Here is a 23566-nt window from a genome sequence, read left to right as displayed (position 1 = left end):
GAGGGGATCGCGGTGCGTTCGCAACTTCCGGGGTTGTCGACTAACGTTAACACCTCATCGGATTGAGCCCCTGCCTGCTACACCGGGCTCTTGATCAAGGAGAGACTGATGACGTCGCGTCGCAACATCGAACAAACCTATCGCACCTGGTCGAGCCCGATTCTGCTGGAGCTGAAAAAGCGCGAGCACCAAATGGCGCCGGTCGAGCGCCAGGCCCTTGAGAATGTCTTGGTGGAAAGAAGGCTGCTGGACATTGGCGGCCCGGAGGGTATTGAACGTCGTCGAAACAGCGGTGCCTGAGACTGCGCTTTCGCGAGCAGGCTCGCTCCCACAGATTTTGGGTAACTCACAAAGCTTGTGTTCACCCGCAATCAATGTGGGAGCGAGCCTGCTCGCGAAGAGGCCAGTCCAGTCACCTCACGATTTGGGCCGACGCACCGCCCTCACCCGGCCACTGTCGCCGCCACCGCAATAAAAGCGATGCGCGCCGTCAGCCTCCAAACCTGAAACTCCCTGCCCCGCCGGCATCTTCAGAGACTCGAAGACTTCACCGTTCTGCGCATCGATATGCCGCAGCTCACTCTCATCCCCCTCCCAAGTACCATGCCACAACGCGCCCTCCACCCAGGTCACCCCGGTGACAAAGCGGTTCGACTCCAGCGTGCGCAGGATTTTGCCGGTCTGCGGATCAATCTGATGAATCTTGCGCTCGCGATACTGCCCCACCCATAACGAGCCGTCCGCCCAGGCCATGCCTGAATCACCGCCATTGCCCGGTGCCGGGATGGTGTGGAGGACGCGCCCGGTGGCTGGATCGATCTTGTGGATATGGCGATCGGCGATCTGATACAGATGCTGGCCATCGAAGGCGGTGCCACCATCGGCGCTAATCTGGATCGAGCGTACGGTTTCGCCGCTGACCGGGTCGAGTGCATTGAGCTGACCGTCGCTGGCGAACCAGACGTGCTGGCCATCGAAGGTCACGCCGTGAATGCCTTTGATGTGGTCAAAAGGACCGTATTCGCGAAGGATTTCTGCGTTTGCCTGTTTCATGTCGGCTTCCTCGTGGATGTGTGGGTCCAGCCTAACCATTGCCCAGCGACACCGGGAGTAACAAGATCGTCGCGAAACCCGGTAGCGGTGGCGTCACCCAGCGCCGCGCCCGGCCCACGCCGAAAGCCTGCACCTTGTCCTCCACGGCCAAGGCCTCCAGTGCCCGCTGCACCTGTCGCTGGCTGCGCCCCAACGCCAGCGCCAACGCTGAACTCGACCAGGCCTCACCGTCAGCCAGCAAGGCCAACAATTGCGCCTGTTTGTCCTCAACCGGCAGCGTGAGCAACGCCACATCGGCCGCTACCAGTGCAAAGCCGCGCGAAGTTGCGGTGATATTCGCCAACGGTTGCAAAGCTGATCGCAGCCGACCGATTTCGACACGCAATCGCGCGCGGTGGCTTTCATCACTGAGCTGCAGGCGGAACGCCGTCGCAATCAGTTGCTCCCGAGACACATCGCCCGGCCAGGCTTGCGCAAGCAATCGGGCAAGGTTGAACAGCACCGGCCGGGTTGCCAGTGTCACGGTCATCCCGGCTCCGCGCACGGTGTAGCGCGTGGCATCGATCACCAGGCCCGACGACGCGAACAACGCTTCAACCTGCGCCAGATTCACCGCTTGCGAGTGGCCCGCGCTGATCAACCGCGCAGCCGGCGCGTCGAAGTCTCGTATGGCGTGTTCGACCTCTGCCATCAGGCTTGCGATGCCCGCTTGTTGTGCTGCTAGCTGCGCCCGTGCAAGTGCGGCGCGAGCCTTGTGCGCCTGTATCCGGCGCAGGGCAATCCCGGCCGACATCAGTTCATGGGCCGCATGCAGCGCCGGCGGCAAGGGTGCGCGATCCACTTCCACAAGCAGCGCTTCGGCCGCATCCAGTTCACCAATCAGCAGCAGGCGGCGAATCTGCAAATATCGCGCGTGCGCTGCGTTCAACCGGTCACCGTGGCTGTGCAACAACTGCCGAGCGGCCTCCAACGCTTTCACCGGCCAGCCCAGGTCTCGCGTCGCCAGCGCCACTTCCGCCTCGGCCACCATGCAACGCGCCCGCGACAGCGGTTCGTTGCTGCCAAAGGCTTTCACCGCGCGCTGCAACAACGCCTTGGCGCGGGGCAGATCACCGAGCTGGGCCATGGCAATGCCACGCAACGCCAGCGCAGGCGGATCTTCACGCAGGGCAACGTAGTTCAACGCACCCAGCGGATCGCCAGCGCTCAACGCCCGACCAGCGGCAGTCATCAACGAGTCCATGGTGAGTTCATTGCGGCGGACACCTCGGTACAGTGCTTTGAGATCGAGTTTAATGCAGGCGTTTAAGCGCGTTTAAAATCCCTTGATAGCACATTGGTATTGCTGCACCATCAGCAAAGCTTTTCCATGGAAGGAGTCAGGCATGCTGGACGCAAACGCTACCCACATTACCTTTTCCCTTGAAAGCGGCTCCACCGATCTGCAGGTGTTGAGCTTTGTTGGCCATGAAGCCGTCAACCAGCCCTTCTGTTTTGACCTCGAACTCATCAGCGCCCGCCCCGACCTCAAACTCGAAGAACTGTTGCACAAGCCCGGCGTCCTGACTTTCGGCCCCACCGGCGAAGGCAAGATCCACGGTCTGGTCTATCGCATCGAGCAAGGCGACTCCGGCAAAACCCTGACCCGTTACAGCCTCAGCCTGGTGCCACAACTGGCCTACCTGCGGCACAACCACGATCAGCAGATCTTCCAGCAACTGACTGTGCCGAAGATCATCGCTCAGGTGCTGGAAGATCGCGGCATCCTCGCCGACGCCTACAGCTTCCAGCTCGGCGCCGAATACCCGGAGCGTGACTACTGCGTGCAGTACGACGAATCCGACCTGCATTTCATCCAGCGCCTGTGCGAAGAAGAAGGCATTCACTTCCACTTCCAGCACAGCGGCAGCGGCCACAAACTGGTGTTCGGCGACGACCAGACCGTTTTCCGTAAACTGAAACCAGTGAGCTACCAGCAAGACTCCGGCATGGCCGCCGACAAACCGGTGATCAAGCGCTTCAACCTGCGCCTGGAAACCCGCACCACCCGCGTCAGCCGCCGCGATTATGACTTCGAAAAACCGAAGATCCTCCCCGAAGGCGCGGTGAAAACCGAGTTCGCCCCAGACCTCGAGGACTACGACTACCCCGGCCGTTTCACCACCCGCGAGCGCGGTAAATTCCTCTCGACCCGCGCCCTCGAACGCCATCGCAGCGACTACAAACTCGCCGAAGGCAAAGGTGACGAACCAACCCTCACCAGCGGCCATTTTCTGACGCTGGCCGAACACCCGCGCGCCGAATGGAATGACCTGTGGCTGCTGCTGGAAGTCTTCCACGAAGGCAAACAACCGCAAGTACTCGGCGAAAACGTCACCAGTGACGTCACCGACAACAAAAGCGATTTCCACCAGGGCTACCGCAACAGCTTCCTCGCCACCCCGTGGGACGCGCACTACCGCCCTGCCCTTGAACACCCGAAACCAAAAGTCCTCGGCAGCCAGACCGCCGTCGTCACCGGCCCCGCAGGCGAAGAAATCCACTGCGACCAGTACGGCCGGATCAAAGTGCAATTCCACTGGGACCGCGACGGTCAGTCCAACGACAAAACCACCTGCTGGATGCGCGTCGCCAGCGGCTGGGCCGGCGCTGCCTATGGCGGCATCGCCATCCCGCGCATCGGCATGGAAGTGCTCGTCACCTTCCTTGAAGGCGATCCCGATCAGCCATTGGTCACCGGTTGCCTGTACCACAAGGAAAACGTCGTCCCCTACGACCTGCCGGCCAACAAGACCCGCAGCACCTTCAAGACCCTGAGTTCACCGGGCGGCAAGGGCTACAACGAATTCCGCATCGAAGACAAGAAAGGCGCCGAGCAGATCTACATCCACGCCCAACGCGACTGGGACGAGAACATCGAGCACGACCAAAAAATCCGCGTCGGCAATGAACGGCATGACACCGTTGAAGCCAACACGCTGAGCGAATTCAAGGTTGAAGAGCACCGGATTACGCATCTGGATCGGATTAGCGAGATGCGGGCGGATGATCACCTGACCGTGAGTGTGACGCAGCATCTGAAGGTGGGGACTGCGCAGTTCGTCGAGGCCGGGTCAGAAATCCATTACTACGCCGGCCAGAAGGTTGTGGTCGAAGGCGCAATGGAACTGACGGCCAAGGCTGGTGGGAGTTTCGTCAAGGTCGATGTCGGCGGTGTGACCATCAGTGGTGCGCAGGTGAAAAACAACTCCGGCGGATCCCCAGGCTCCGGAAGCGGTATCGCGATCAAACTGCCGATAGCGCTGACACCCGCAGATGCCGACACCGCCGGTAAAACCCTCAGTGCGGCGCCAGTCAATACCCCCACAGCGGCGACACCGCTGGCAACACCGGCCTCTACAGCCGCTACGCCGTCCCCCGCAGAAACCCGACTTGTTCAGCAAAACATTCAGGCGCAAACACTGGTGACCGCCGCAAAAACCGGCGTGCCCTTCTGCGAGATCTGCAACCGATGAGCCAGTTTCGCCCCAGTCGCAACGAATGGTTGACCGCCGAATTCTGGCCCCAGGGTTCGCGCCCGGACGCGCCCAAGGTCTACGCCTTGCTTGACGGAGCCCGCGACCCACGCATCGAATCTCTGGTCCGGAGCAGCGGTGCGGAGTTTTCTTGCCTGTACGCAGGTGAACTCGCACCGAGCCTGTCGGCGGCCGCCCCCTATCTGCTGCACCTCGATCCACAGCAGGCGTACACCGCCCGCCTGTTCGAAGAAAGTTGGGGCAAGAGCTGGGGCATTTTCGTCATCGCCCCCGCCCGGCTCTCCCTGGACGAGTTACGCAGCCACTTTCGCACCTTGCTGCGCGTCACCGACCCGGATGGCAACCTGCTGGTGTTCCGCTTTTACGACCCCAGAGTCCTGCGCGTGTACCTGCCGACCTGCACGCCCCAAGAGCGCGCTGCGATATTCGGCCCGGCGAGCAAGCTCATCGCCGAAACCAGCACTGGTCATTCACTGATTGCTTACTTGGCAGATCCTTCCGGCGGCCCGGCGGCACGAGTCAGTGGCTGGCCGTCGGCGCCCGCAACCGGGTCAATCGAGTAATGCAGCGCCTTTGAGCAGTTCGCGCAGCCCTGTCGGGACCAACATCGCCTGATCAGTGAAGCTCGCGCTGTCATGCCACTTCACTCTGAAGGGTGAACCATCACTCTCATGCCCATCAATATGGAGGCGTTGGTAAACCCGCTCATCCTCAAACAGCGCGTCATACACCTGAACGATTTCATGCCCCGGTTTGCCATCGAAGACAAAGAAGCTTTCGAGTGTGCCCAGCAAACGCAGGTTTTTGATAGCGAGTCCTAACTCCTCCTGCACTTCCCTTGCGACCGCCTCGGCACTGGTTTCACCAAACTCGATGCCGCCACCGACAGGGCGCAAAAAAGACTGCTGTTTGATGACGTCGTCAAATTGGTGAAGCAGAATCTTGCCTTTGTGGTGAAAGACACACAGGGCAAGTGCGCGAATACGTTGTTCGGCCATGTGAGAGAGGTCCATCTGCAGATTTATGGCGCGGTATTAAACCATGCTTCATGCACAGTAGCTGCGGACCTGACCCCAATAACGTTTGCACGCGTCAAACCGGCGAAATGGTCGCCAGCAAGCCGATCAGAATGGTCAAGGCCAAGAAACCACCGAGGAAAATCGCCATTTTGTTCATGCTGCTCTCTCCAATGCTGAGCTAGCGGTGCACCGGACGCTTCGGGATGAAGGATTGTCGCGAGTCACCGAACTGTGGGGCTATTTTGAGCGGATGACTGAGCCGGTAACAGAGGCAGATCCGGCGAAAAAATACGGATCAGATGCGCATCTGATCCGCATGGGTCATGGGCCGGTATTCAAATCGTTGCACAAGGACTCAATTTCGCTGTGGTTGATCTAGAGTCATTGCCGTCGCGAGAACAATAAAAAATTCCTGGAGTGAACATGACCAACCTGAACCTGCAACCCAACGTCGCCGCATCGCTGAAGCAATGGCACGAAATGATCGGCAGCGGCAACCTTAGCGCCCTGCCCGAGTTGCTTGATCCACAAGCCGTGTTTCGTTCACCAATGGCCCACATGCCTTATCCGGGTGCGCCGGTGGTGTCGATGATCCTCAACACCGTGTTCGAAGTATTTGAGGATTTCAAATATCACCGCGAACTGTCGACGGCGGACGGGTTGAATGTGATTCTCGAGTTCAGTGCGAAGGTTGGGGCGAAGGAGTTGAAGGGGATCGACATGATCTGCTTTGACGAGAGCGGGAAAATTGTCGAGTTTGAGGTGATGGTGCGGCCACTCAGTGGACTGCAAGCCTTGGGCGAAGAGATGGGACGGCGGCTTGGCGCTTATCTGGCAAAGGCCAAATCCTGAGCAATTGAAAAACCGAGAGCTGCCGCAGGCTGCGATCTTTTGATCTCGATCTTCCAAAATCGAAAGATCGCAGCCTAGTTTCACTCGACAGTTCCTACAAAACGCTTTGCCACAAAAAAACCCACTGACCGTCGCCGGTTCAGTGGGTTTTGTGTGTCAGGCGTCTAGTTACAGCGCCATGTCACGTGCAGCGTTTTCCTTCGGAGCTTCAGCTTTTTCAGCTGCAGGTGCAGGAGTTGCAACCTGACCGATCACCGGAGGCGTCGGCAGTTCGAGGATCTTGGCGGTGTAAGCCCACTCTGCAGCCACTTTGGCTGGATCGCTGTTCAGCTGAGTACCGTAGCTTGGAACGATCTGGTGCAGCTTGGTTTGCCACTCAGGCGATGCAACTTTGTCTTTGAAGACTTTCTGCAGCACGCTCAGCATGATCGGTGCAGCGGTCGACGCGCCTGGCGATGCGCCCAGCAGGCCGGCGATGGAGCCGTCTTGTGCAGCAACGATTTCAGTGCCCAGTTTCAGCACGCCACCAGCGGCTTCATCACGCTTGATGATTTGCACGCGTTGGCCGGCTTGCCACAGGCGCCAGTCTTCGGCTTTGGCGTTCGGGAAGTATTCCTTCAGCGCGTTCAGACGGTCTTCATCCGACAGCATCAGTTGGCCAGCGAGGTACTCGACCAGCGGGTATTCCTTGATGCCGACCTTGGTCATAGGCCAGATGTTGTGGGTGGTGGTGCTGGTCAGCAGGTCCAGGTACGAGCCTTCCTTGAGGAACTTGGTGCTGAAGGTCGCGAATGGGCCAAACAGAATGACGCGCTTGCCGTCCAGAACACGGGTGTCCAGGTGCGGAACGGACATCGGTGGTGCGCCAACCGACGCTTTACCGTAGGCCTTGGCCAGGTGCTGTTCAGCGATGGTTGGGTTATCGGTCACCAGGAACGAGCCGCCTACCGGGAAGCCAGCGTATTCCTTGGCTTCAGGAATGCCCGACTTCTGCAGCAGGTGCAGTGCACCGCCGCCCGCGCCGATGAACACGAACTTGGCGTCGGTTTCGGTTTTGCTGCCGTCTTTCAGGTTTTTGTAGCTGACGCGCCAAGTGCCATCGGCATTCTTGGTGATGTCCTGGACTTCGCTCGACAGTTTCAGATCGAAGTTAGGCTTGGTCTGCAGGTGGGCAGCGAACTGGCGGGTTATTTCGCCGAAGTTCATGTCGGTACCCAGCGGGCTCCAGGTGGCCGCGATTTTCTGGTTCGGGTCACGCCCTTCCATCATCAGCGGAACCCACTTCTTGATCACAGCCGGGTCTTCGGAGTACTGCATGCCGGCGAACAGCGGGCTCGCTTGCAGGGCTTCGTAGCGCTTTTTCAGGAACTTGATGTTGTCATCACCCCACACAAAGCTCATGTGCGGTGTGGTGTTGATGAACGAGCGAGGGTTCTTCAGAACGCCTTGCTGAACCTGCCAGGCCCAGAACTGACGGGAGACCTGGAACGCTTCGTTGATCTCGACGGCTTTCGGGATCGTCACGTTGCCTTTGTCGTCTTCCGGGGTGTAGTTCAGCTCAGCGAGCGCCGAGTGACCGGTACCGGCGTTGTTCCAGCCGTTGGAGCTTTCCAGGGCGACGCCGTCGAGGCGCTCGACCATTTCCATCGACCAGCTTGGCTCCAGCTCATTGATCCACACACCGAGGGTGGTGCTCATGATGCCGCCGCCGATCAGCAGGACGTCGACTTTCTTTGCTTCGTCAGCATTGGCGGATGTCATCCCCATCGCCAAAGCCAGACCCAGCAGGGCTGTGTTCACTTTCTTAAACATCTGTTGCACCTATGATAAAACGCCTTCCGCCCGCCGCTGTTATCTGTATGCGATCCGCTTTGATGACGCTCAGGCTCGCGTCGCAGATTCCGGCACACTTCAATTTTGACGGGTGGGCACACAAGGCCGACATGCTGCATCGACCTCAGTTAATGTCCCTTCTGAACTGACTTCTTATCATTATTGGCTCAGCTACTTGAGCGACAGGGATTCCGTCGGCCCGCCCAAAGGCAAGCAAACTGAATAAGGTCAAACCAAGTTGGCGCGAAGAATATCACGTCAGGGCAAACCCGCGCGTCTGTTCCCGACTTGAGAGTCTTTTTCCGCTCACGACACTATCGGCCGATGAAGGCTGAACATGACCCCCGACGCTTTGAAGCAGTGCCCTGATTAAAGATTTCTGCTAGGTTGTACGATGACTGACGAATCAGTCATCAACCCATAACAACAAGGAAACAACCTCCATGACCAAAACCCGACTGCTGATCGGTTTTCTCTGTGCCTTCAACGGTTACGCCATGGCCGCTTCTGCTCCAGCGGAAAAGGATGTCGCCCAAGCGGTGGATCATCTGACCCAGGCGATGCTGCACAAGGACATCGCCGAACTGAACGCGCTCACCGCGCCCAACCTGACCTACGGCCATTCCAGTGGCAAGATTCAGGACAAGAAGGAATTCATCGCCGACATCGAGACTGGCAGAAGCGCCTTCAAGACCCTCGAGATGCAGAAGCAGACCATCACCCTCTCAGGCGATACCGCGCTGGTGCGCCACCATTTTTCCGCGCAGGCGTTGAAGGGGACCGAAGTCGTGCCGACCGAGATCGAGAATTTCCAGATCTGGCAGAAGCTGGATGGCAAGTGGTTGCTGGTGGGACGGCAGGCGTTCAAGTTTTGAGGCCAGTGATCTAGCTGAATGAAAGTTGGCCGAGCTGGCCTCTTCGCGAGCAGGCTCGCTCCCACACAGGAACGCATTCCAAAGGTGGGAGCGAGCCTGCTCGCGAAGGCGGTAGCCCAGGCACTACAAATCTTCCTGGTTACAACCGAAACCGATCCACCGACTGCGCCAATTGCCCCGCCAGGCTCGACAACTCATCGGTGGTATTCGCCGTTTGCCCGATCACCCGGCTGTTGCCCTCGGACATCCCGGCAATCATTTCCACCTGATGGGCAATCTCGTTACTGGCTTGGCTCTGTTCGCCGATCGTGCGGGTGATGTCGTTGACCAGTTGCGTCGTGCTCAACGTCGCCTCGAGGATTTCGCGGATAGCGCGCTCGACATCCGCCGTCACCGCCATGCCCTTGTCGACCTGCGCAACCCCCGCCTCCATGCTGCTCACCGCCTCGCGGGTGCTGTGCTGAATGCGTGCGACCATCGCCGCGATTTCCTGAGTCGAGGCGCTGGTGCGTGCCGCCAGACTGCGCACTTCATCCGCGACCACCGCAAACCCTCTGCCCTGCTCCCCGGCCCGGGCCGCTTCAATGGCAGCATTGAGCGCCAGCAGATTAGTCTGGTCGGCGATGCTCTTGATCACCTGAATGATGTTGAAAATGGCTTCGGATTCCTGATCCAGCGTGCGGATCACCTGGGCCGACTGTTGCGCTGATCGGGCAATATCGTCCATGTCGCTGACCACTTGGTGAATGACCCCGCCGCCCTCCTTGGCCAGGGTTTCGGCCTGACTGGCCATGCTCAGAGCACGTTCGGCGTGGCGGGTGATTTCCTCGATGCTCGCGGTCATCTGGCTGGCGGCTGCGGCCATGGTGCCGGCGGCGACACTTTGTTGCTGGCTGCTGTCGGCAACCTGATGGCAGCCGTGGCTGAGTTGTTCGCTCATGCCACTGACGCCATGAGCATTGCGCCGCACCACATCGATCATGTTGCGCAAATCGCGCTGCATGGTCGCCAGCGTGCGGATCAGGACACTGGCTTCGTCCTTGCCGGACGGCTCGGCGATCGGCTCACTGAGATTGCCGTGGGCGATGCTCTCGGCGATGCGACTGGCGGTCTTCAACGGTCCCATGATGCTCAGAATGACCCAGCGACCCTGTGCCAAAAGCAGCACCAGACTGGCGATCAACACCACACCGAGCGCGAGGTTGGCATTGCGGATCGCCGCTTCAGTGCCTTCGCTGGTCTGCCGCGTATTGGACTCGATCAGTTCGCTCAAAGCGGCCATCTGTTCTTCGAGCTGACTGAATGCAGTGTTGAACGTGCCCAACTCCTGTTGAGCCGCATCGGGATTGTCCAGCGCCAACCCGACAATCCGTTCGCCGGTATTGATGTAAGTGTCGAGGCTCGGCTTTAAATGCTCCAGCGCAGTGCGCAATGTCGGGTTGATCGGTAATTTGAGGTTGTCTTCTAGCACCTCACGAAAATGCCCGGCATGCTCGTTGATCGACTCGCGCACCTCGCTCGCCGTACTGGTGCTTTTGCCCAAACCCACCAGCATCGCCGAGTAGACATCGGCGCGCAGGGCGTCGTGCATCATGTCGGCTTCCATGTGATTACGCAGCGCGCTCATGCTGACCGCGTTGTCGCTGACCGCTGAGGCCATCCGCTGGTTGCCGACGTAACTGACCAGACTCACGATCAAGGCTGTCAGCAGACTTGTCACAATCAGCAACACTAAACGCAGTTTGATCGACACCGGGTTTTCCTCCTTGGCCACGCCCGTAAGCGCTTGTCAGCCTTCAGTTAAGCCTATTTGCGCAGGTCTGCCGGACCAGAGCGTGTCAGCCGGTGTCGGTATGCAGGCAGACTGGCGCAAAACTTTCGGATTGCGCGGCAAGTCTCACTTTTCAACGCGCACGGCCAACGCCTTCATCACCGGTTAATGCCGGCAGGCTATTGAGTCCGTCGTTCTGAATTCTCTTGCAGCAAAAGGAAACGCTTATGAAACGCGCATTGTGGTTGGGTTTGCTCGGCACCTTCGCCATCGGTACCGCACAGGCGGCGACGGAGAAAGTCGCCATCAATCTGGTCAGCGCCGACGGCGCGCCGCAGGCAATCGGCTCGGTCACCATCAGTGAAACCGCGTACGGCCTGTTGTTCACGCCCGATCTGAAATCCTTGCCGGCCGGCGTACACGGTTTCCACGTGCATGAAAACGGCAGTTGCGAAGCGGGCATGAAGGATGGCGTGAAAGGCGCTGCACTGGCCGCTGGCGGGCATTTCGATCCGCAAAAAACCGGCAAGCATCTGGGCCCATACGCTGACGGCCATTTGGGTGACCTTCCGGCGATCTATGTCACCACTGACGGCATTGCCAACTACCCGGTACTGGCGCCGCGCCTGAAAAAAATCGCCGAGATCAAGGGCCATGCGCTGATGATCCATGCCGGCGGTGACAACCACGCCGACATGCCCAAACCGTTGGGCGGTGGCGGTGATCGCATGGCCTGCGGGGTCATCTGACTAGTCGCAGCATCAAGACCGGGCAGCCTGCAATGACGCTGCCCGCGTCTGTTTTGCAATAGCTCAGACTTTGCTGCGCCACGGAACTCCCGCCGCGTGCGCCCCTCTCACATTATGTAGTCCTTCCCTTTTTGCTTCGCGCTTGTGGAGGAACACCGTCATGCGCAAGTTAGTGCTCGTTTCTTCTTTACTCTTATGCCTGCCGGTCGGTTCGGCGTTGGCCCGCGTCGATGCGGGTGATGTCGCGACCTCGGCCGGTGTCTCCGCGTCGCTGTACTCGACCTTCAAGGATCACAAAATGGTGATTCCGGCCCGTGACGACTTGTCTGCATTTGTCGCCAGTGGCGGGGCCATTCGTGGGGTTTATCTCGAGTCGGTGCTGCAGCAGGTTCGCCAGGACAACCCTGGCATCAACGCCAGCGATGAAGATCTGGCCAACGCGATTCTGGTGCATTACGAAGGCCTGAATCAGTAGCCGTCACGGATAAAGCAGCCGATGGATGGCCGCTGAAGGCACATAGGCAAAACTGTCCGACGGCCTCTATGATGGAGGCCATGACGACCTCTGCGCCTTTGCGCTCCCCCTGCCCGCCCGGCGCCTGCATTTGCGGGCGCGATCCTTTGCTCGAGACGCCCGGTGCGGATGTGCGCATCCTGCGCCTGACCCGTGAGGAGGAGAAACGCCTGCTCGCGCGCCTCGAAATGCTCAAGGACTTGAATGACCTCAAACATCTGCAACAGCGGATGTTCGAGCAACTGGGGATTCGCGTTGACGTCGCCCCTGGGTTCAATGAAGTTCGCACCATGCGCGGCATCGCTATTCAGATCGACGAGTTACCGGGCCTGTGCCGCAAGACCCGCGCAGCGATTCCAGCCGCCATTCGTCGCGGCCTGGAAAACCACCCGGAAATCGCCTTCGAACTGCTCAACGCCCACGACTTGCTGCGCGACACCTGATCATTTTTTCAGACCAACCCGTTTGCGCATCTCGGCCGTGATGCTCTGACGGGTTTTCTTCATGTCGGCCCACGGCTCATCACCAACCTCAGCCAAGCGCTCATGAACGTTGTGCACATTCCACTGATTGCCACCCTTTATCTCAGCGACCTCTTCACGAAACAGCGGCACCGATACCGGCAAGCCTTCGCGGGTGCGCGCGGCGTAGGCGCAGATCGTGGTGGCGCCGAGACCGTTGCGCAGATAGTCGATGAAGATCCGGCCAACGCGATTCTTCGGTCCGGACACCGCCGAAAACCGGTCCGGCAACAGCTTGGCGATATGACTGACGATGGCGTGGCTGAAATCCTTGACCTCATCCCAACCGAGTTTACGAGTCAGCGGCACCACCAGGTGAATACCCTTGCCGCCACTGGTTTTGAGAAACACTTTGAGTCCAAGTTCATCGAGCACGGTCAAAGTCAGCGCGGTCGCTTCGACCATGCTTTTCCACGGCAACGCCGGATCCGGGTCAAGGTCGAGGACGAAGCGATCGGGCTTGTCCAGATCGACGGTGGTGGCGTTCCAAGTGTGCAGTTCGACGGTACTCATCTGCACGGCACCAATCAGCGCTTCGGCGTTATTGATCAGCATCACCGGTTGCCCGGTAACGTCCTTATCCAGCGTGGTAATGCCGGGGATCGCCAGGCGTTCGGCATTTTTCTGGAAGAACAACTCGCCGGCGATGCCGTCCGGCGCCCGCACCAGAGCGACCGGACGTTCCTTGAGTTGCGGCAGGATCCATTCGGCAACGCTCGCGTAATACTCGGCCAGTTGCATTTTGGTGGTCCCGCTGACCGCGTCGATGACCCGATCCGGGTGAGTGATGCGCACCTTGCCATTGGCCAGCCCGAGCTGTGACGGTGCAGTGTCGGCGCTGCTCGCCGGAGCTGTTTTCGACGTTTTTTTCGTTGCGGTTTTCTTCTCTGCAGTCTTCACCGGTTTCGCTCGCTCCTCAGTGATGTCCTTGGCAGGCTTGTCATCGCGCAAGCCATGAAACACAGCGTGGCGCACCGAACCGTCCTTGGTCATTTCGGCAAATGCGACTTCCGCCAGCAGTTTCGGCTTGAGCCAGTGCACGCCTTTGACCTCGAAGCCGCTGGGTGGATTGACCACCGCCGCCTTCTTCACCTGCAACGGTTTGAGTTGGGCCAGAATGCTTTTCAACGTCGACTCGTTGAAACCGGTGCCGACCTTGCCGGCGTAGCGCAACTCACCGCTGTCGCGATCATGCAGCCCCAACAGCAAGGCGCCGAAGGCACTGCGCGAACCTTTCGGATCGGTGTAGCCGACGACCACGAATTCCTGGCGGTGTTTGCACTTGAGCTTGATCCAGTCGCCACTGCGCCGCGACACATATGGCGAGCCGAGACGTTTGCCGATCAGGCCTTCCATCTGCATCTGGCAAGCGCTGTTGAGCAGTGCGTCGGGGGTTTCGTCGAAGGCTTCGGAAAAGCGCAGCAACGGTTGTTCATGGCTGCCAAGCACCGTGGCCAGCGCGGCGCGACGTTCCTCGACCGGCACTTCACGCAGGTCGACACCGTTGAGATACGGCAGATCGAACAGGTAGTAGAGAATGTTGCCGCTACGTCCCGCCTCAAAGGCATTTTGCAGGGCCTGAAAGTCCGGCACGCCGTGTTCGTTGGCGACGACCATTTCACCGTCCAGCCATGCGGATTCCAGCCCCAGCGCAGCCAAAGCTTGCGCCTGTTGCGGCAACTTGTGCGTCCAGTCATGACCGTTGCGGGTGAACAGTTGCACCTGATCATGATCGATGCGCGCCATGATCCGGTAGCCGTCGAATTTGATCTCGTAGCTCCACTGACCTTCGGGCGCACTGTCGACCAGCGTGACCAGCTCCGGCTTGAGTTGCGCCGGCAGTTTCGCCTTGTGCGCGCCGGTGAGCTTGCCGGTCGCGGGTTTGCGGGTCTTGGCCGGGGGCTTCTTTAGCGGTTTGCTTTGCTCGGCGGCCAGTTTGGGTTTTCCGACTATCGTGCGTTCGCTCAGCACACTGTCCGGTTCGGCCACCAACACATCGTAGTCATCCTGCGGCCGTGCGGCGGCGTCCTGATGCTTGATCAGAAACCACTGTTCTTTCTTGCCCGGCATGTGCGTGCGCACCAGGTTCCAGATGCCGCCCAGTTTTTCGCCTTGCAGCTCGAACTTGAGCTTGCCCTTTTCGTAGGCCTTGTGCGGATCTTCCAGCGGAATCCACACGCCACGATCCCAGACGATCACATCTCCGGCGCCGTAATGCCCTTCTGGAATGCTGCCTTCGAACGTTGCGTAATCCAGCGGATGATCCTCGACGTGCACCGCCAGCCGTTTGACCTTGGGGTCGAGAGATGGTCCTTTCGGCACCGCCCAGCTCTTCAAGGCGCCATCGAGTTCCAGGCGAAAGTCGTAATGCAGGTGCGAAGCGTCGTGCTTCTGAATGCAGAACTGCAACGCGTGTTCCGTGGCGGATTTGCGCCCCGAACGTTTGACGGCGGCCGGTTCCGACGTCGCCGAAAAGTCGCGCATGCGGTTGTAGTCGTCGAGGTTCCTGTTCATCGTGCACCTGCCTTGCTTCAGCCAATCCGCGTCACGGTCAGCGCCACCACCGCGATCCGGTCGACCCGTTGATAGCCGGGGTTGAGCAGCTCTTCGCCGAAGACATCCGGATCGAGTTCGCGGTATGTCCAGCCGAAGCGTTTTTCATCGAGGCGCGGTAGCACGGTGTCGAGAAACGGATCGCGACCATCGACCATTGCCACGCCGGTGTAGAGCAACAGCGAGCCACCGGGTGCCAGCCGATTCAGCGCCTGCTCGACAATGCGCAGCGACAGCCCTGCCCCGAGCGTGCCGCCACCGTGTCGATAGGCGCGTTCCGCAGGGTCGGCCATGTACGGCGGGTTGGCGACGATCAGATCAAACTCGCCGTCGGCGTTCTGCAACAAATCACTGGCGCGCACCTCGACGTTAGCGACCTCTGCCAATGCGGCATTGATTGCGGTCAGGCGCAGCGCCGCAGGGTTGATATCCAGCGCCAGCACTTGCGCCTCGCGGCGGGCCCGGCCAATCAGAATCGCACCGACGCCAGCCCCACAACCGATGTCCACTGCGCGATGAATCGGCGCGAAATTCTGTTGCAGGTGAGCGTGGATCAGTTGCGCGAAACGGTAGGTGTCGGGGCCGAAAAACACCGCGTCAGCGGCCTCAGTGGGAAATGCTGAATGCACGAACAGCAAATCATCCAGACTCGACCAGCGCACCCGGCTCTTCAGCTCGCCTTCGTAGTGATCAATGATCTGAGCGTCTTGCAGTTGTTGCTGTTCATCAGCCGACAACAAGCCCGGCGCGAAAGGACGCGACCAGCCGAACACGTCGCGCAAAGAGTCAGCCATTTGCCCTTCGTCACGCTGGTTGACCCGTTGATGGGTCAAAGGTGTAGGGGTCACGAACCGATACCCGTCTGCCAACAGGCGTCGGCCCAGTTGCAGCAGCACGAGGTCGTTGGGGCAGAGCTGTTCTTCCTGATTCATCGGCAAGGTCCTTAAGGCAAACGAGATTTGAGTTCGATGAAACGCCGAGTGGCGAGCAGCCCGGCTGGATGTGCATGGCGGGCCGGGGCGAGCCAGGGGATCAGAATTGCCATCTGAGCCAATGCGTCCTGACCTTGCAACGCCGCGTTGAGCGCCTGAACATCGGGGTCCTGTTCAAGTCCCTCGATGGCTGCTGTGGTCTGACTGTGCCGCCGGACGGGTTTCGCTTTATCCGACGGCGCCCAGTCGCCGGCGATCCAGTCGTGCACCAGTTGTTTTTCGTAGGCATTGAACACGCCAAACATTGCCGCACCATCACCCGCGATCAGTTGCCAAAAGCGACTGGCCTGTGGATCTTCGTGTCGCTTGATCCAGCCTTTGTTCTGCAGCGCCTGAAGAAAACCGGGCAATTGCTCCGGTGCTGCCAGCCACTGATTGACGGTCTGCCCTTCGAAGCGGCAGTAATCGGAGTGCATATGCTGGGCAAATGGGCATTTGCGCTCGAGCATCGACAGCAACTCGCGCTCAAGGTCGAAGCCTTCGATGATCGCGCGACTGCCCTGCCCCAGATCGTTGAGTCGATAGCCCAGCGCCACCCGACGCAGAAACTCGCCGCGATCAGCCTCAAGCGGCAGCAGATCGAGCGCTGCCTGCACGGCCTTTTGCGCATGGCCTGTACTGGCGTTGTCGATGGTCACGTGCAGGGTGAAATAGTACGGATCGATACCCAGCTCACTGAGTTCGTAACTGCTGATCAGCAAGTGCAACGGCAGTTGTTCATAGCCGAGGTTATAACCGATCACCTCGGGCAAGTAATCGGCGCCACAGACACCGAGGGCCAGTTGTATCGCGCCTTGCAGGTAGCGTTCATCGTCGATGGCGCTGTTGTCCTGCAAATCGTGCTCGGCGAGCAGTTTGCGGTAAATCACCACGTGATTCTGTGCCGGATTGCCATCGCCCAGCTCTTCCAGAAAGGTCCGCAACAAGCCTTGGAAACGCGGGTCCTGCCAGCGCGGCAACAGCCCAGAGAGCCAGGCGCCATCGACCAGTTTGGTCGGCGCCACCGCTTGCAGGAAATACAGCGCTTGCGCCTTGCCACGGAAAAATTGCCGTGGCCCACCGGCCTTGCGTTGTTGCAGATAGTCGGCGTATTGCCGGGCGACATTAGCGCAATGCTCGGCCACCCAGGCGTGCCACGTGGTGGGATCTTCGGGCAGGGAATCGGTGAGTGGCGCGGCGTGTTGCAGTTGCTCCTGCAAAAACGCCTGCGCAAGCTCTTGGGGATTGTCATCGCGCAACAATGCTTCATAGACCTGGCGGATGTTCCCGGCGGCGTTCATCAGTTGCGGTTGAGCAGGCGCAGCTTGCAGGTGTGTCAGGACAGTCATGGCAAAATTCTCGGTCGGTTGGCAGGACGCTGTTACACACGCCTCTACAGCAGCAGAGAGGCAGGACCTGCGAAAAATTCAATCGACGTGAAATTTGCCCGGACGGACGGTGGGCTTCTGCCCCAGCGCGCAAAGCCCGCGGATTCACCTGCCTCGTTGTACCTGCGCAAAGATCTCGGTGATCGGCCGATGCGGCTGGCGTTTTTGCATTTGCCGTACTTGTTCGCTCAGTCGCAGCAATTCCTCGCTCGGTTTGGCCCATTGATCCTCCGGCAATGGTTCCGACCATTCGCGCATGACGTCGGGCAATGCTTGCTTGCCGATTCTTTCGAGACGACGCACTTCCCATTCGACGAGGTGGTTGGGAATCGTCCACAAGGTCATGACGTGGTACAGGTACCAGAAGAAGCCCGACAGTCTTGTTCGTGTGCCTTCGCGGATTTGCTGGTGCATGCGCGTGCGAGCATTGCGAAAAGTGTGAAGGCCTTCGTGGGGTGGGTCGTCCGGGCCTTGCAGGTCTTGCAGGTCCTGTATGGATTTGAGGTCGTTGACTTCGTATTCCATGTAACCGCGAATCGCTTCCCAGTGGCTGATCGCGAAGGGCAGGCCGGCGCATTGGAATTCGAGGCTGATGAGGGTTTCGCCGTGGTAGAAGCCGATGCCCATGCCGTATTGGCGGTGGATGCCGTATTGGGTCGCGCCTTGGGCTTCGATGATCCAGGCGGAAAGAGATTCCCATGGAACGAAGACGGGTTCGGTTTCGCCTTCGGGCATGAAGCAGACTTCGCGGCGTTGGCGGTTGAAGCGGGTTGGGATGATGTGGGCGCGTTTTTTGTGGTTGTGGTGCCAGACGGCGAGGCCGATGAGCAAAATAAGCGGGTCGACAATTACCGAGTTCTCATAGCCTGTTTCGAACATGCCCACCATTGACTCCCATATAGCCTCCTGTCCATACCCAAAAATAATCCCCATCAGTCCGGTAATTAGCGGGAACAAAAATACGACCATGAAAGATAAGCTGACTGGCCCGCCTAAAGTCATTTGCCACATGAATACTTGCGGTGATCCCAACCCAAAGTCCATAAAACCGTCATTCAGCTCACCAATATGCGGCCCGTACGGTGGAATTGAAGTTGGCAGCGGAAGCGGCGCGAGATAGGTAGTTTTGCCGCTCGGAAACGGTTCTATATCTCCGGCTTTTCGCGGTTGTTCAACCCATACAGCACCGGTGGATTGATCGTGCTTATTCGCCATGATCGGCTTGCTCCAGAAACTGGGTTTCGACTAGCAACATGGGCGGATTCCCTTTGACCCGCTGAGGAGCAATCACCGCAAAATGCCCGTCACCCTGCGGGTCAATATGTATGACACGGGTTCGCGACGCCCACTCACCTTTGTCGTTCAAGTTTTGAACGCATACGGCCAATTCCAGCGTTTCTTTTGCTGGCGTGTACTCGGCGCTGTGATCAACCGGATATTGGAGGCAGAGCACCAACCCTTCTGGCGATGACTTGACGATTCGCAGGCTGCTTAAAACCTCGTCGCTAAGCACGTCTTTGCGCTCTCGCGGCGCGCCTCGACTGTGGAGGGGTATGGAAATACGGTGTGCGCCAATGCCCAGTCGGTGTGTCGGCTTACCACCCAAGGGAGGTAGAAGGTTTTCCAATGTCAGTCTGGGTAAGACCAGATGGATATCGCTGGGCTTGGCTTTGAACAACAGACTTTTCAGCCAGGAGTCGTATGGATTTGGGCCAAGTTGCGCGTAAGGCGCATGGATTAAAAAGGCCAGATAATTTTGATAATCCTCCAGCGTGTGATCACCGCGCATCTCCGCATCATGACTCCAGGGTGTGATTTTCAGCCATTTATCGTGCGCGCTGAGGTTGTAGCGGTTGAACAGCCAGGTGCCACTGAACTCCAAAACGGTGAATAACGCTCCCGCCAGGTTGAAACGGAAAAAAACAGTGGAAAGGCGCCTGCCTGCGGCGGCCCAAGCGACTGTTCGCGCAGCCCGGCTTGGTGCGGTGAATACGGTGTAACCCGCATGCAAGGTATTGCTTAAGCCATAAGCGTTTACCGCAGTTATTCCGCCAGCACCTAGTGTGCCTAGCGCGCCTGCACTTTGAGCCGCTTGATTTCCACTGCGAACTGCCTCCTGCCAATTTTGGTTTTGACTGTTGAAACTGGCCAAAGCGACTCTAAGGCCCAAACCGTATGTGAAGATGCCCAACCCAATATGCAACTTGCCCATTTGCACATGCACGTGCTGTAACGCTTGAGGTTGAAGCGCAACTGTTAGCGCTGTTCCACGAGCCTTCAACGCGTTATCCGCAAGCCCCTGCGCCGCTGTAAACCCGGCCGCACCCGTTGCAGCCAAAGCAGAGAGAAAGTCCGCCCGCTTCTTCTTGTCTCGGGTCTGCTTCATCAACTCCCGATACGCCCCAACCAAATTCACCACCTGCACCAAAACCACCACCAGCCCCATCCCTTCCGCCCTCACCAAACTCCCCGCCGACACCCCACTCACGCCCAACCGAATATTGCCCAACAAACTCCTTAATTCCCCCTGTTGCGCCGGCGGAAACACCACCGTCACCCCCGCTCTTGCAGGCGTTGCGCCATACAACCGCGCCGAGCGATCCGGCAGTTCCTCAATCGGGCTCAACGCCGCTGCCAAACGTCCTTCGAACAGCGCCAATTGCGCCCGCACCCGCACGATTTCTTCCTGTAATTCCACCGCCCGCGCCGTTTTGTGGCCCTGGCGATTTTTGTTGTGGGTGAGCTGGTTGCGTTCGCGGTTGAGGGCTTTCAGGTATTCGCGTTCTCTGAGCAATTCCTTGATCGCGCCTTGCAACGCGGTCTGTTCCGCCGGGCTGGCGACGGTGAAGGTCACACCGCTGGTTTTTGCCGCGTCGAACAAGCGTAATTTCAGGCCTTTGGGCAGGCGCTGGAACAGTTCATCCAGCTCGGGGATTTTCTCGCCCGACAGGTCGAAGCCTTCCAGCACGCGGTTCAGCCCAAGGTTCAGCGCCGGGCTGTAGGTGTCCTGCACCGCCTCGGCGATGGTGCGGGTGTGTGCGGGAAAATCGTCGAGTGCCGGCAGCTGCGGCTGTTCGATGTTCTTCAGTTTCGCCAGCCAGTCTGGCAGGTTGTTGAACATCGCCATGCCGGCGTTGAACAGTGGCGAATACTGCCCGGCTTGCTGGGTTTGCAGGCGCAGCGGCAAGGTGTAGAACAACATGCGGGTCAGTTCTGGATGCAGCTCCAGATAGCCGAGCATCTCTTCGCTGGCCGCGTCGCTGCGGCAGAGGTCCTTGAGGCAGGCGTATTCGGTGCTAAGGGCCTGGCCGATCTGCGCCGCGACTTGTGCGTCGAAGTACCACGCCGAACGATGGAAGCGCCCGGCGATCAGCAGTTGCGTGCGGTCGGCGGTGATGCGTTCGAGCAAGCGGTTCCAGCGGCCGAGGTTGTCGCGATGACGGTTGAGGACTTCGTCCATCGCCGGGCGGTCGATCAGGTCGTTGATGCCGCGTTTGCCGCTGAGGATCGGCCCGTCGAGCACGTCGCGCATGCGCCGATCCTGATCCTTGCCGAGGTCGACCAGTGTCGAAAGGTGCCGTTCGACAAAGTCTCGCGGGGCGACTTCGGCAAAATACTCGCGCGTATAAAAACGTCGATCCGCCTCGGCGGTAGCGCGACCATAAGCCTTGGCGTCCGGCGCTAAACCATCGAATCGATTTAACGCCAACGCATCATCAAGGGCTTTTTCGCGAAGTTGCGAAAGCTCTGGCGATACTTCCGCAGAAGCAGGTTCAACCGTGCCGCCCTTGTTCAAATACTCAAGCAACGCCTTGCGGGTATTTTCCCGATCCGGCTCGGGCAGTTGCTCCAGCTCGGCATAAAACGCCTTGGCCTGCGGATCGTCACTGGCCTTGGCCAGACTGTCGAAATCTTCGCTGCCGAGCTGGCTCAGGGACTCGATGTAACTGGCCAGCAGATAATCACGTTCATTGTTGCCGCTGTTGCTCCACTCTTCGACCCAGCCAACGGCTGTGTCCTGATACTCGGCCAGATCACGCATCACCCCCAAGTCATCATTGACCAGCAGAAACAGCGTGTCGTCCTGATACGGCCCGCGCACCCGACCGAGAAATTCGCCGATGTGTGCCTCGCGAAAGCGTCGCGGCTGTTCCCACAGATACGGTTCGCGCTCGTGCTCCGGCGCATCGCTGACCTGCACCGCTGGCATTCGCGTCGCATCGGTCTCGGCAACCGGTTCAGCCCCCACCGCCACCTCCGCCAGCCATCGCCGGGTCTGCTCGACGGTCAACAAGTGCTCGCCGCCAACCAGGCAATTGACCGGCCCCAGATCGACCGCCTGCATGAAGTGCTCGCGCTCCTCGCTGCTGTCCAGCACCTGCCGGCATTTCGCAGCCGTCAACTGCACCTCGGCAAACGTCACGTACAGCGTGCTCTTGCGCGAAAAGATCAACGCCGGGCGTTCTTCGATGGCCGCGCGCTGATCCTCAGTAACGGTTTTACCTTGGTGCAGCAGCGCGGTGACGATGCCGTCGAGTACGCGATATTCGTACAACTCGCCACCGAGGCTGTCGATGATGTACAGCCAGCCATCGCGCAACCGGCGAATGCCCATTGGCCGGGCGGTCAAGGTATACGGCAGCGTCAATTCGGCGGCCGGGTCGTGCGGTCGTTCCACCAGGCCATAGGCCAACGGCAACAGTTGCACGTGGGTTTGCCGCAGCGGGCAAAAATCCAGAGAGCCAAACGGCTTTTTTGAGGCAGCGGCAGCATCAAGAATCGCAGGATGGGTCACGGTTTCACCCTTTGGCTGGCCCAGCGTTCTGCCAGATCAACCGCCAGCGCGACACGCTCGCCGGGTGATTGCAGCGAGGGGTTGTGGAGCAAGTGATGGATTTGCGGGTGTTGGCCGATATCGCTGCCGTCGAGCAACGCCGTCAGGTTGGCGTAGTTGAACAACTCGGACTGACAGCTCAAGCCAAGTGCACTGGCTTGGGTTTCCATAAGATCCAGCAATGGCCAGCGCTGGCCCAACGTTTCCCCGACATGGAATTCGCGAAAGTGCTTTGACAGATGCGCATCGAGATCAAGCAACACTCGACGCCGGTCAACCTGATCCAGTGCCGCGCTCAGCTCAGGATCAAGGCGATACGGCACGGCAAGCGCCGGACACTCGGCCAGCCGAGGTCGATGACTGTGCCAAAGATCATTGACGCAGTCCGCCGTCACCACGCAGGCCAAAGGCCCGAACAAACGCTGATCGGCATGGGTGAACAACGCATGCGCCACCGCCGCATCGGCCATGCGCAAAAACGCCGATTGCCCGGCGGGTAACTCGACGACCAGCAGTTTGCGCAGGTGTTCGGCGACGCCGTGCAGCGGCGCAGCACTGAACAACAACACGCCCCACTCCTCCCGCGCGCTGTGCAGATAGAACTGCGCCAATGGATCGTTCGGTTGCTCGATCGCCACCAGCAACGGCGAGATATCGCGCAATGTTGAGAATGGCGGTTGGTCGTAGAGGGCAAGGGTGCTGGCCGTCGGGCTGATCTGTTTCAGACGCTGCGGCAAATCGATGATCGTCGCGCCGTCCAGCAGTACACAGGCCTGCTGCTCGCCCCAAGGCAAACCCTCTGGAAAAGAAGTCAACGCGCTCATGCTTGTGCGGCCTCGCCCATAAGACGGTGCGGGCCGCGAGTGAAATCGAGGGCGGGATGTTGCTGAGTCAGATCAATAAGGCTGCGCACCCTCCTGACCCGGAATCCGAGTATCTGAAATGGGTGGAAAATTCTCTCGATTTCGAATCTGCAAGCGACTGACGAGCCAACCGTGAGCATCCGCATTTCCTTGTGTCTGGTTAAGACACAGGACTTTGCTTGGCTCTACGGATAGCCGCAGTCGGCTGATTCCCTTATTTACGTAGGACACATC

The 23566-nt window shown here is 59.2% G+C and carries 20 protein-coding genes and 1 pseudogene; 9 read left to right on the top strand and 12 right to left on the bottom strand.

Features of this window, described 5'->3' with window-relative positions:
• Positions 1 to 108: 108 nt before the first annotated feature.
• Complete coding sequence (locus ACZZ0G_RS23345; RefSeq protein ID WP_099758657.1) at positions 109 to 300, top strand: hypothetical protein; 192 nt, start codon at positions 109 to 111, stop codon at positions 298 to 300.
• Positions 301 to 417: 117 nt separating this feature from the next.
• Here the strand turns inward: ACZZ0G_RS23345 and ACZZ0G_RS23340 are convergent, their stop codons facing one another.
• Positions 418 to 1053 carry a Vgb family protein gene (locus tag ACZZ0G_RS23340; protein WP_463557690.1) on the bottom strand — a complete coding sequence of 212 codons (636 nt, stop codon included), beginning with the start codon at positions 1051 to 1053 and terminating at the stop codon, positions 418 to 420.
• Between the two features lie 31 nt (positions 1054 to 1084).
• On the bottom strand, positions 1085 to 2296 hold the full coding sequence (locus tag ACZZ0G_RS23335; RefSeq protein WP_463557689.1) for a helix-turn-helix domain-containing protein: 1212 nt from the start codon (positions 2294 to 2296) through the stop codon (positions 1085 to 1087).
• Positions 2297 to 2438: 142 nt separating this feature from the next.
• Between ACZZ0G_RS23335 and ACZZ0G_RS23330 the strand changes: the two genes are divergently transcribed.
• Positions 2439 to 4568 carry a type VI secretion system Vgr family protein gene (locus ACZZ0G_RS23330; protein WP_463557688.1) on the top strand — a complete coding sequence of 710 codons (2130 nt, stop codon included), beginning with the start codon at positions 2439 to 2441 and terminating at the stop codon, positions 4566 to 4568.
• The gene (locus tag ACZZ0G_RS23325; RefSeq protein ID WP_463557687.1) at positions 4565 to 5152 is read left to right on the top strand and encodes a DUF4123 domain-containing protein; all 588 of its coding nucleotides are present in this window, start codon (positions 4565 to 4567) and stop codon (positions 5150 to 5152) included. Before ACZZ0G_RS23330 ends, ACZZ0G_RS23325 begins: the two co-directional genes overlap by 4 nt.
• Here ACZZ0G_RS23325 and ACZZ0G_RS23320 read toward each other — a convergent pair.
• Entirely contained in the window at positions 5141 to 5587 is a 447-nt protein-coding gene (locus ACZZ0G_RS23320; RefSeq protein ID WP_463557686.1) for an NUDIX hydrolase, read from the bottom strand. The genes ACZZ0G_RS23325 and ACZZ0G_RS23320 overlap by 12 nt on opposite strands.
• 85 nt (positions 5588 to 5672) lie before the next feature.
• Here ACZZ0G_RS23320 and ACZZ0G_RS23315 point away from each other — a divergent pair, with 85 nt between their 5' ends.
• Together ACZZ0G_RS23315 and ACZZ0G_RS23310 are read left to right on the top strand one after the other, a co-directional pair.
• Positions 5673 to 5987: a hypothetical protein gene (locus ACZZ0G_RS23315; protein ID WP_463557685.1), complete on the top strand. Its 315-nt coding sequence runs from the start codon at positions 5673 to 5675 to the stop codon at positions 5985 to 5987.
• Positions 5988 to 6031: 44 nt separating this feature from the next.
• Complete coding sequence (locus tag ACZZ0G_RS23310; RefSeq protein ID WP_463557683.1) at positions 6032 to 6460, top strand: nuclear transport factor 2 family protein; 429 nt, start codon at positions 6032 to 6034, stop codon at positions 6458 to 6460.
• Between the two features lie 168 nt (positions 6461 to 6628).
• On the opposite strand, the gene mqo is transcribed toward ACZZ0G_RS23310, so the two are convergent.
• Positions 6629 to 8272 (bottom strand): malate dehydrogenase (quinone), encoded by a 1644-nt coding sequence (gene mqo / locus ACZZ0G_RS23305; RefSeq protein WP_463557682.1) that lies wholly within the window; start codon positions 8270 to 8272, stop codon positions 6629 to 6631.
• A 464-nt stretch (positions 8273 to 8736) separates the two neighbouring features.
• Between mqo and ACZZ0G_RS23300 the strand changes: the two genes are divergently transcribed.
• Positions 8737 to 9168: a nuclear transport factor 2 family protein gene (locus ACZZ0G_RS23300; protein WP_463557681.1), complete on the top strand. Its 432-nt coding sequence runs from the start codon at positions 8737 to 8739 to the stop codon at positions 9166 to 9168.
• Positions 9169 to 9307: 139 nt separating this feature from the next.
• On the opposite strand, the gene ACZZ0G_RS23295 is transcribed toward ACZZ0G_RS23300, so the two are convergent.
• Together ACZZ0G_RS23295 and ACZZ0G_RS23290 are read right to left on the bottom strand one after the other, a co-directional pair.
• Complete coding sequence (locus ACZZ0G_RS23295; protein ID WP_371850956.1) at positions 9308 to 10033, bottom strand: methyl-accepting chemotaxis protein; 726 nt, start codon at positions 10031 to 10033, stop codon at positions 9308 to 9310.
• A gap of 132 nt (positions 10034 to 10165) precedes the next feature.
• A pseudogene (locus ACZZ0G_RS23290) lies at positions 10166 to 10921 on the bottom strand (MCP four helix bundle domain-containing protein); the annotation flags it as partial.
• 245 nt (positions 10922 to 11166) lie between these two features.
• On the opposite strand from ACZZ0G_RS23290, the gene sodC reads away from it, so the two are divergent.
• From sodC to ACZZ0G_RS23275, 3 genes are all read left to right on the top strand, one after another.
• Positions 11167 to 11688, top strand: a complete 522-nt coding sequence (gene sodC / locus ACZZ0G_RS23285) for a superoxide dismutase [Cu-Zn] SodC (protein WP_463557680.1) — start codon at positions 11167 to 11169, stop codon at positions 11686 to 11688.
• Between the two features lie 160 nt (positions 11689 to 11848).
• Positions 11849 to 12163 carry a DUF2388 domain-containing protein gene (locus ACZZ0G_RS23280; RefSeq protein WP_016983279.1) on the top strand — a complete coding sequence of 105 codons (315 nt, stop codon included), beginning with the start codon at positions 11849 to 11851 and terminating at the stop codon, positions 12161 to 12163.
• Between the two features lie 80 nt (positions 12164 to 12243).
• Complete coding sequence (locus ACZZ0G_RS23275) at positions 12244 to 12645, top strand: hypothetical protein (protein ID WP_463557679.1); 402 nt, start codon at positions 12244 to 12246, stop codon at positions 12643 to 12645.
• Here the strand turns inward: ACZZ0G_RS23275 and ligD are convergent, their stop codons facing one another.
• The 6 genes from ligD to ACZZ0G_RS23245 form a co-directional block, all read right to left on the bottom strand.
• On the bottom strand, positions 12646 to 15237 hold the full coding sequence (gene ligD, locus ACZZ0G_RS23270; RefSeq protein ID WP_463557678.1) for a DNA ligase D: 2592 nt from the start codon (positions 15235 to 15237) through the stop codon (positions 12646 to 12648).
• A gap of 17 nt (positions 15238 to 15254) precedes the next feature.
• Positions 15255 to 16208 (bottom strand): methyltransferase, encoded by a 954-nt coding sequence (locus ACZZ0G_RS23265; protein WP_463557677.1) that lies wholly within the window; start codon positions 16206 to 16208, stop codon positions 15255 to 15257.
• Between the two features lie 11 nt (positions 16209 to 16219).
• The gene (locus ACZZ0G_RS23260) at positions 16220 to 17596 is read right to left on the bottom strand and encodes an iron-containing redox enzyme family protein (RefSeq protein ID WP_463557676.1); all 1377 of its coding nucleotides are present in this window, start codon (positions 17594 to 17596) and stop codon (positions 16220 to 16222) included.
• A gap of 144 nt (positions 17597 to 17740) precedes the next feature.
• Positions 17741 to 18850 carry a hypothetical protein gene (locus tag ACZZ0G_RS23255; RefSeq protein WP_463557675.1) on the bottom strand — a complete coding sequence of 370 codons (1110 nt, stop codon included), beginning with the start codon at positions 18848 to 18850 and terminating at the stop codon, positions 17741 to 17743.
• On the bottom strand, positions 18840 to 22430 hold the full coding sequence (locus tag ACZZ0G_RS23250; RefSeq protein ID WP_463557674.1) for a toxin VasX: 3591 nt from the start codon (positions 22428 to 22430) through the stop codon (positions 18840 to 18842). Before ACZZ0G_RS23250 ends, ACZZ0G_RS23255 begins: the two co-directional genes overlap by 11 nt.
• Entirely contained in the window at positions 22427 to 23293 is an 867-nt protein-coding gene (locus ACZZ0G_RS23245) for a DUF4123 domain-containing protein (RefSeq protein WP_463557673.1), read from the bottom strand. The genes ACZZ0G_RS23250 and ACZZ0G_RS23245 overlap by 4 nt, the downstream gene beginning before the upstream one ends.
• Between the last annotated feature and the right edge of the window lie 273 nt (positions 23294 to 23566).

Source organism: Pseudomonas sp. AC169, assembly GCF_979258515.1.
Note: the sequence above shows the minus strand (reverse complement) of the source record. Positions and strands in the feature narration are given on the sequence as shown.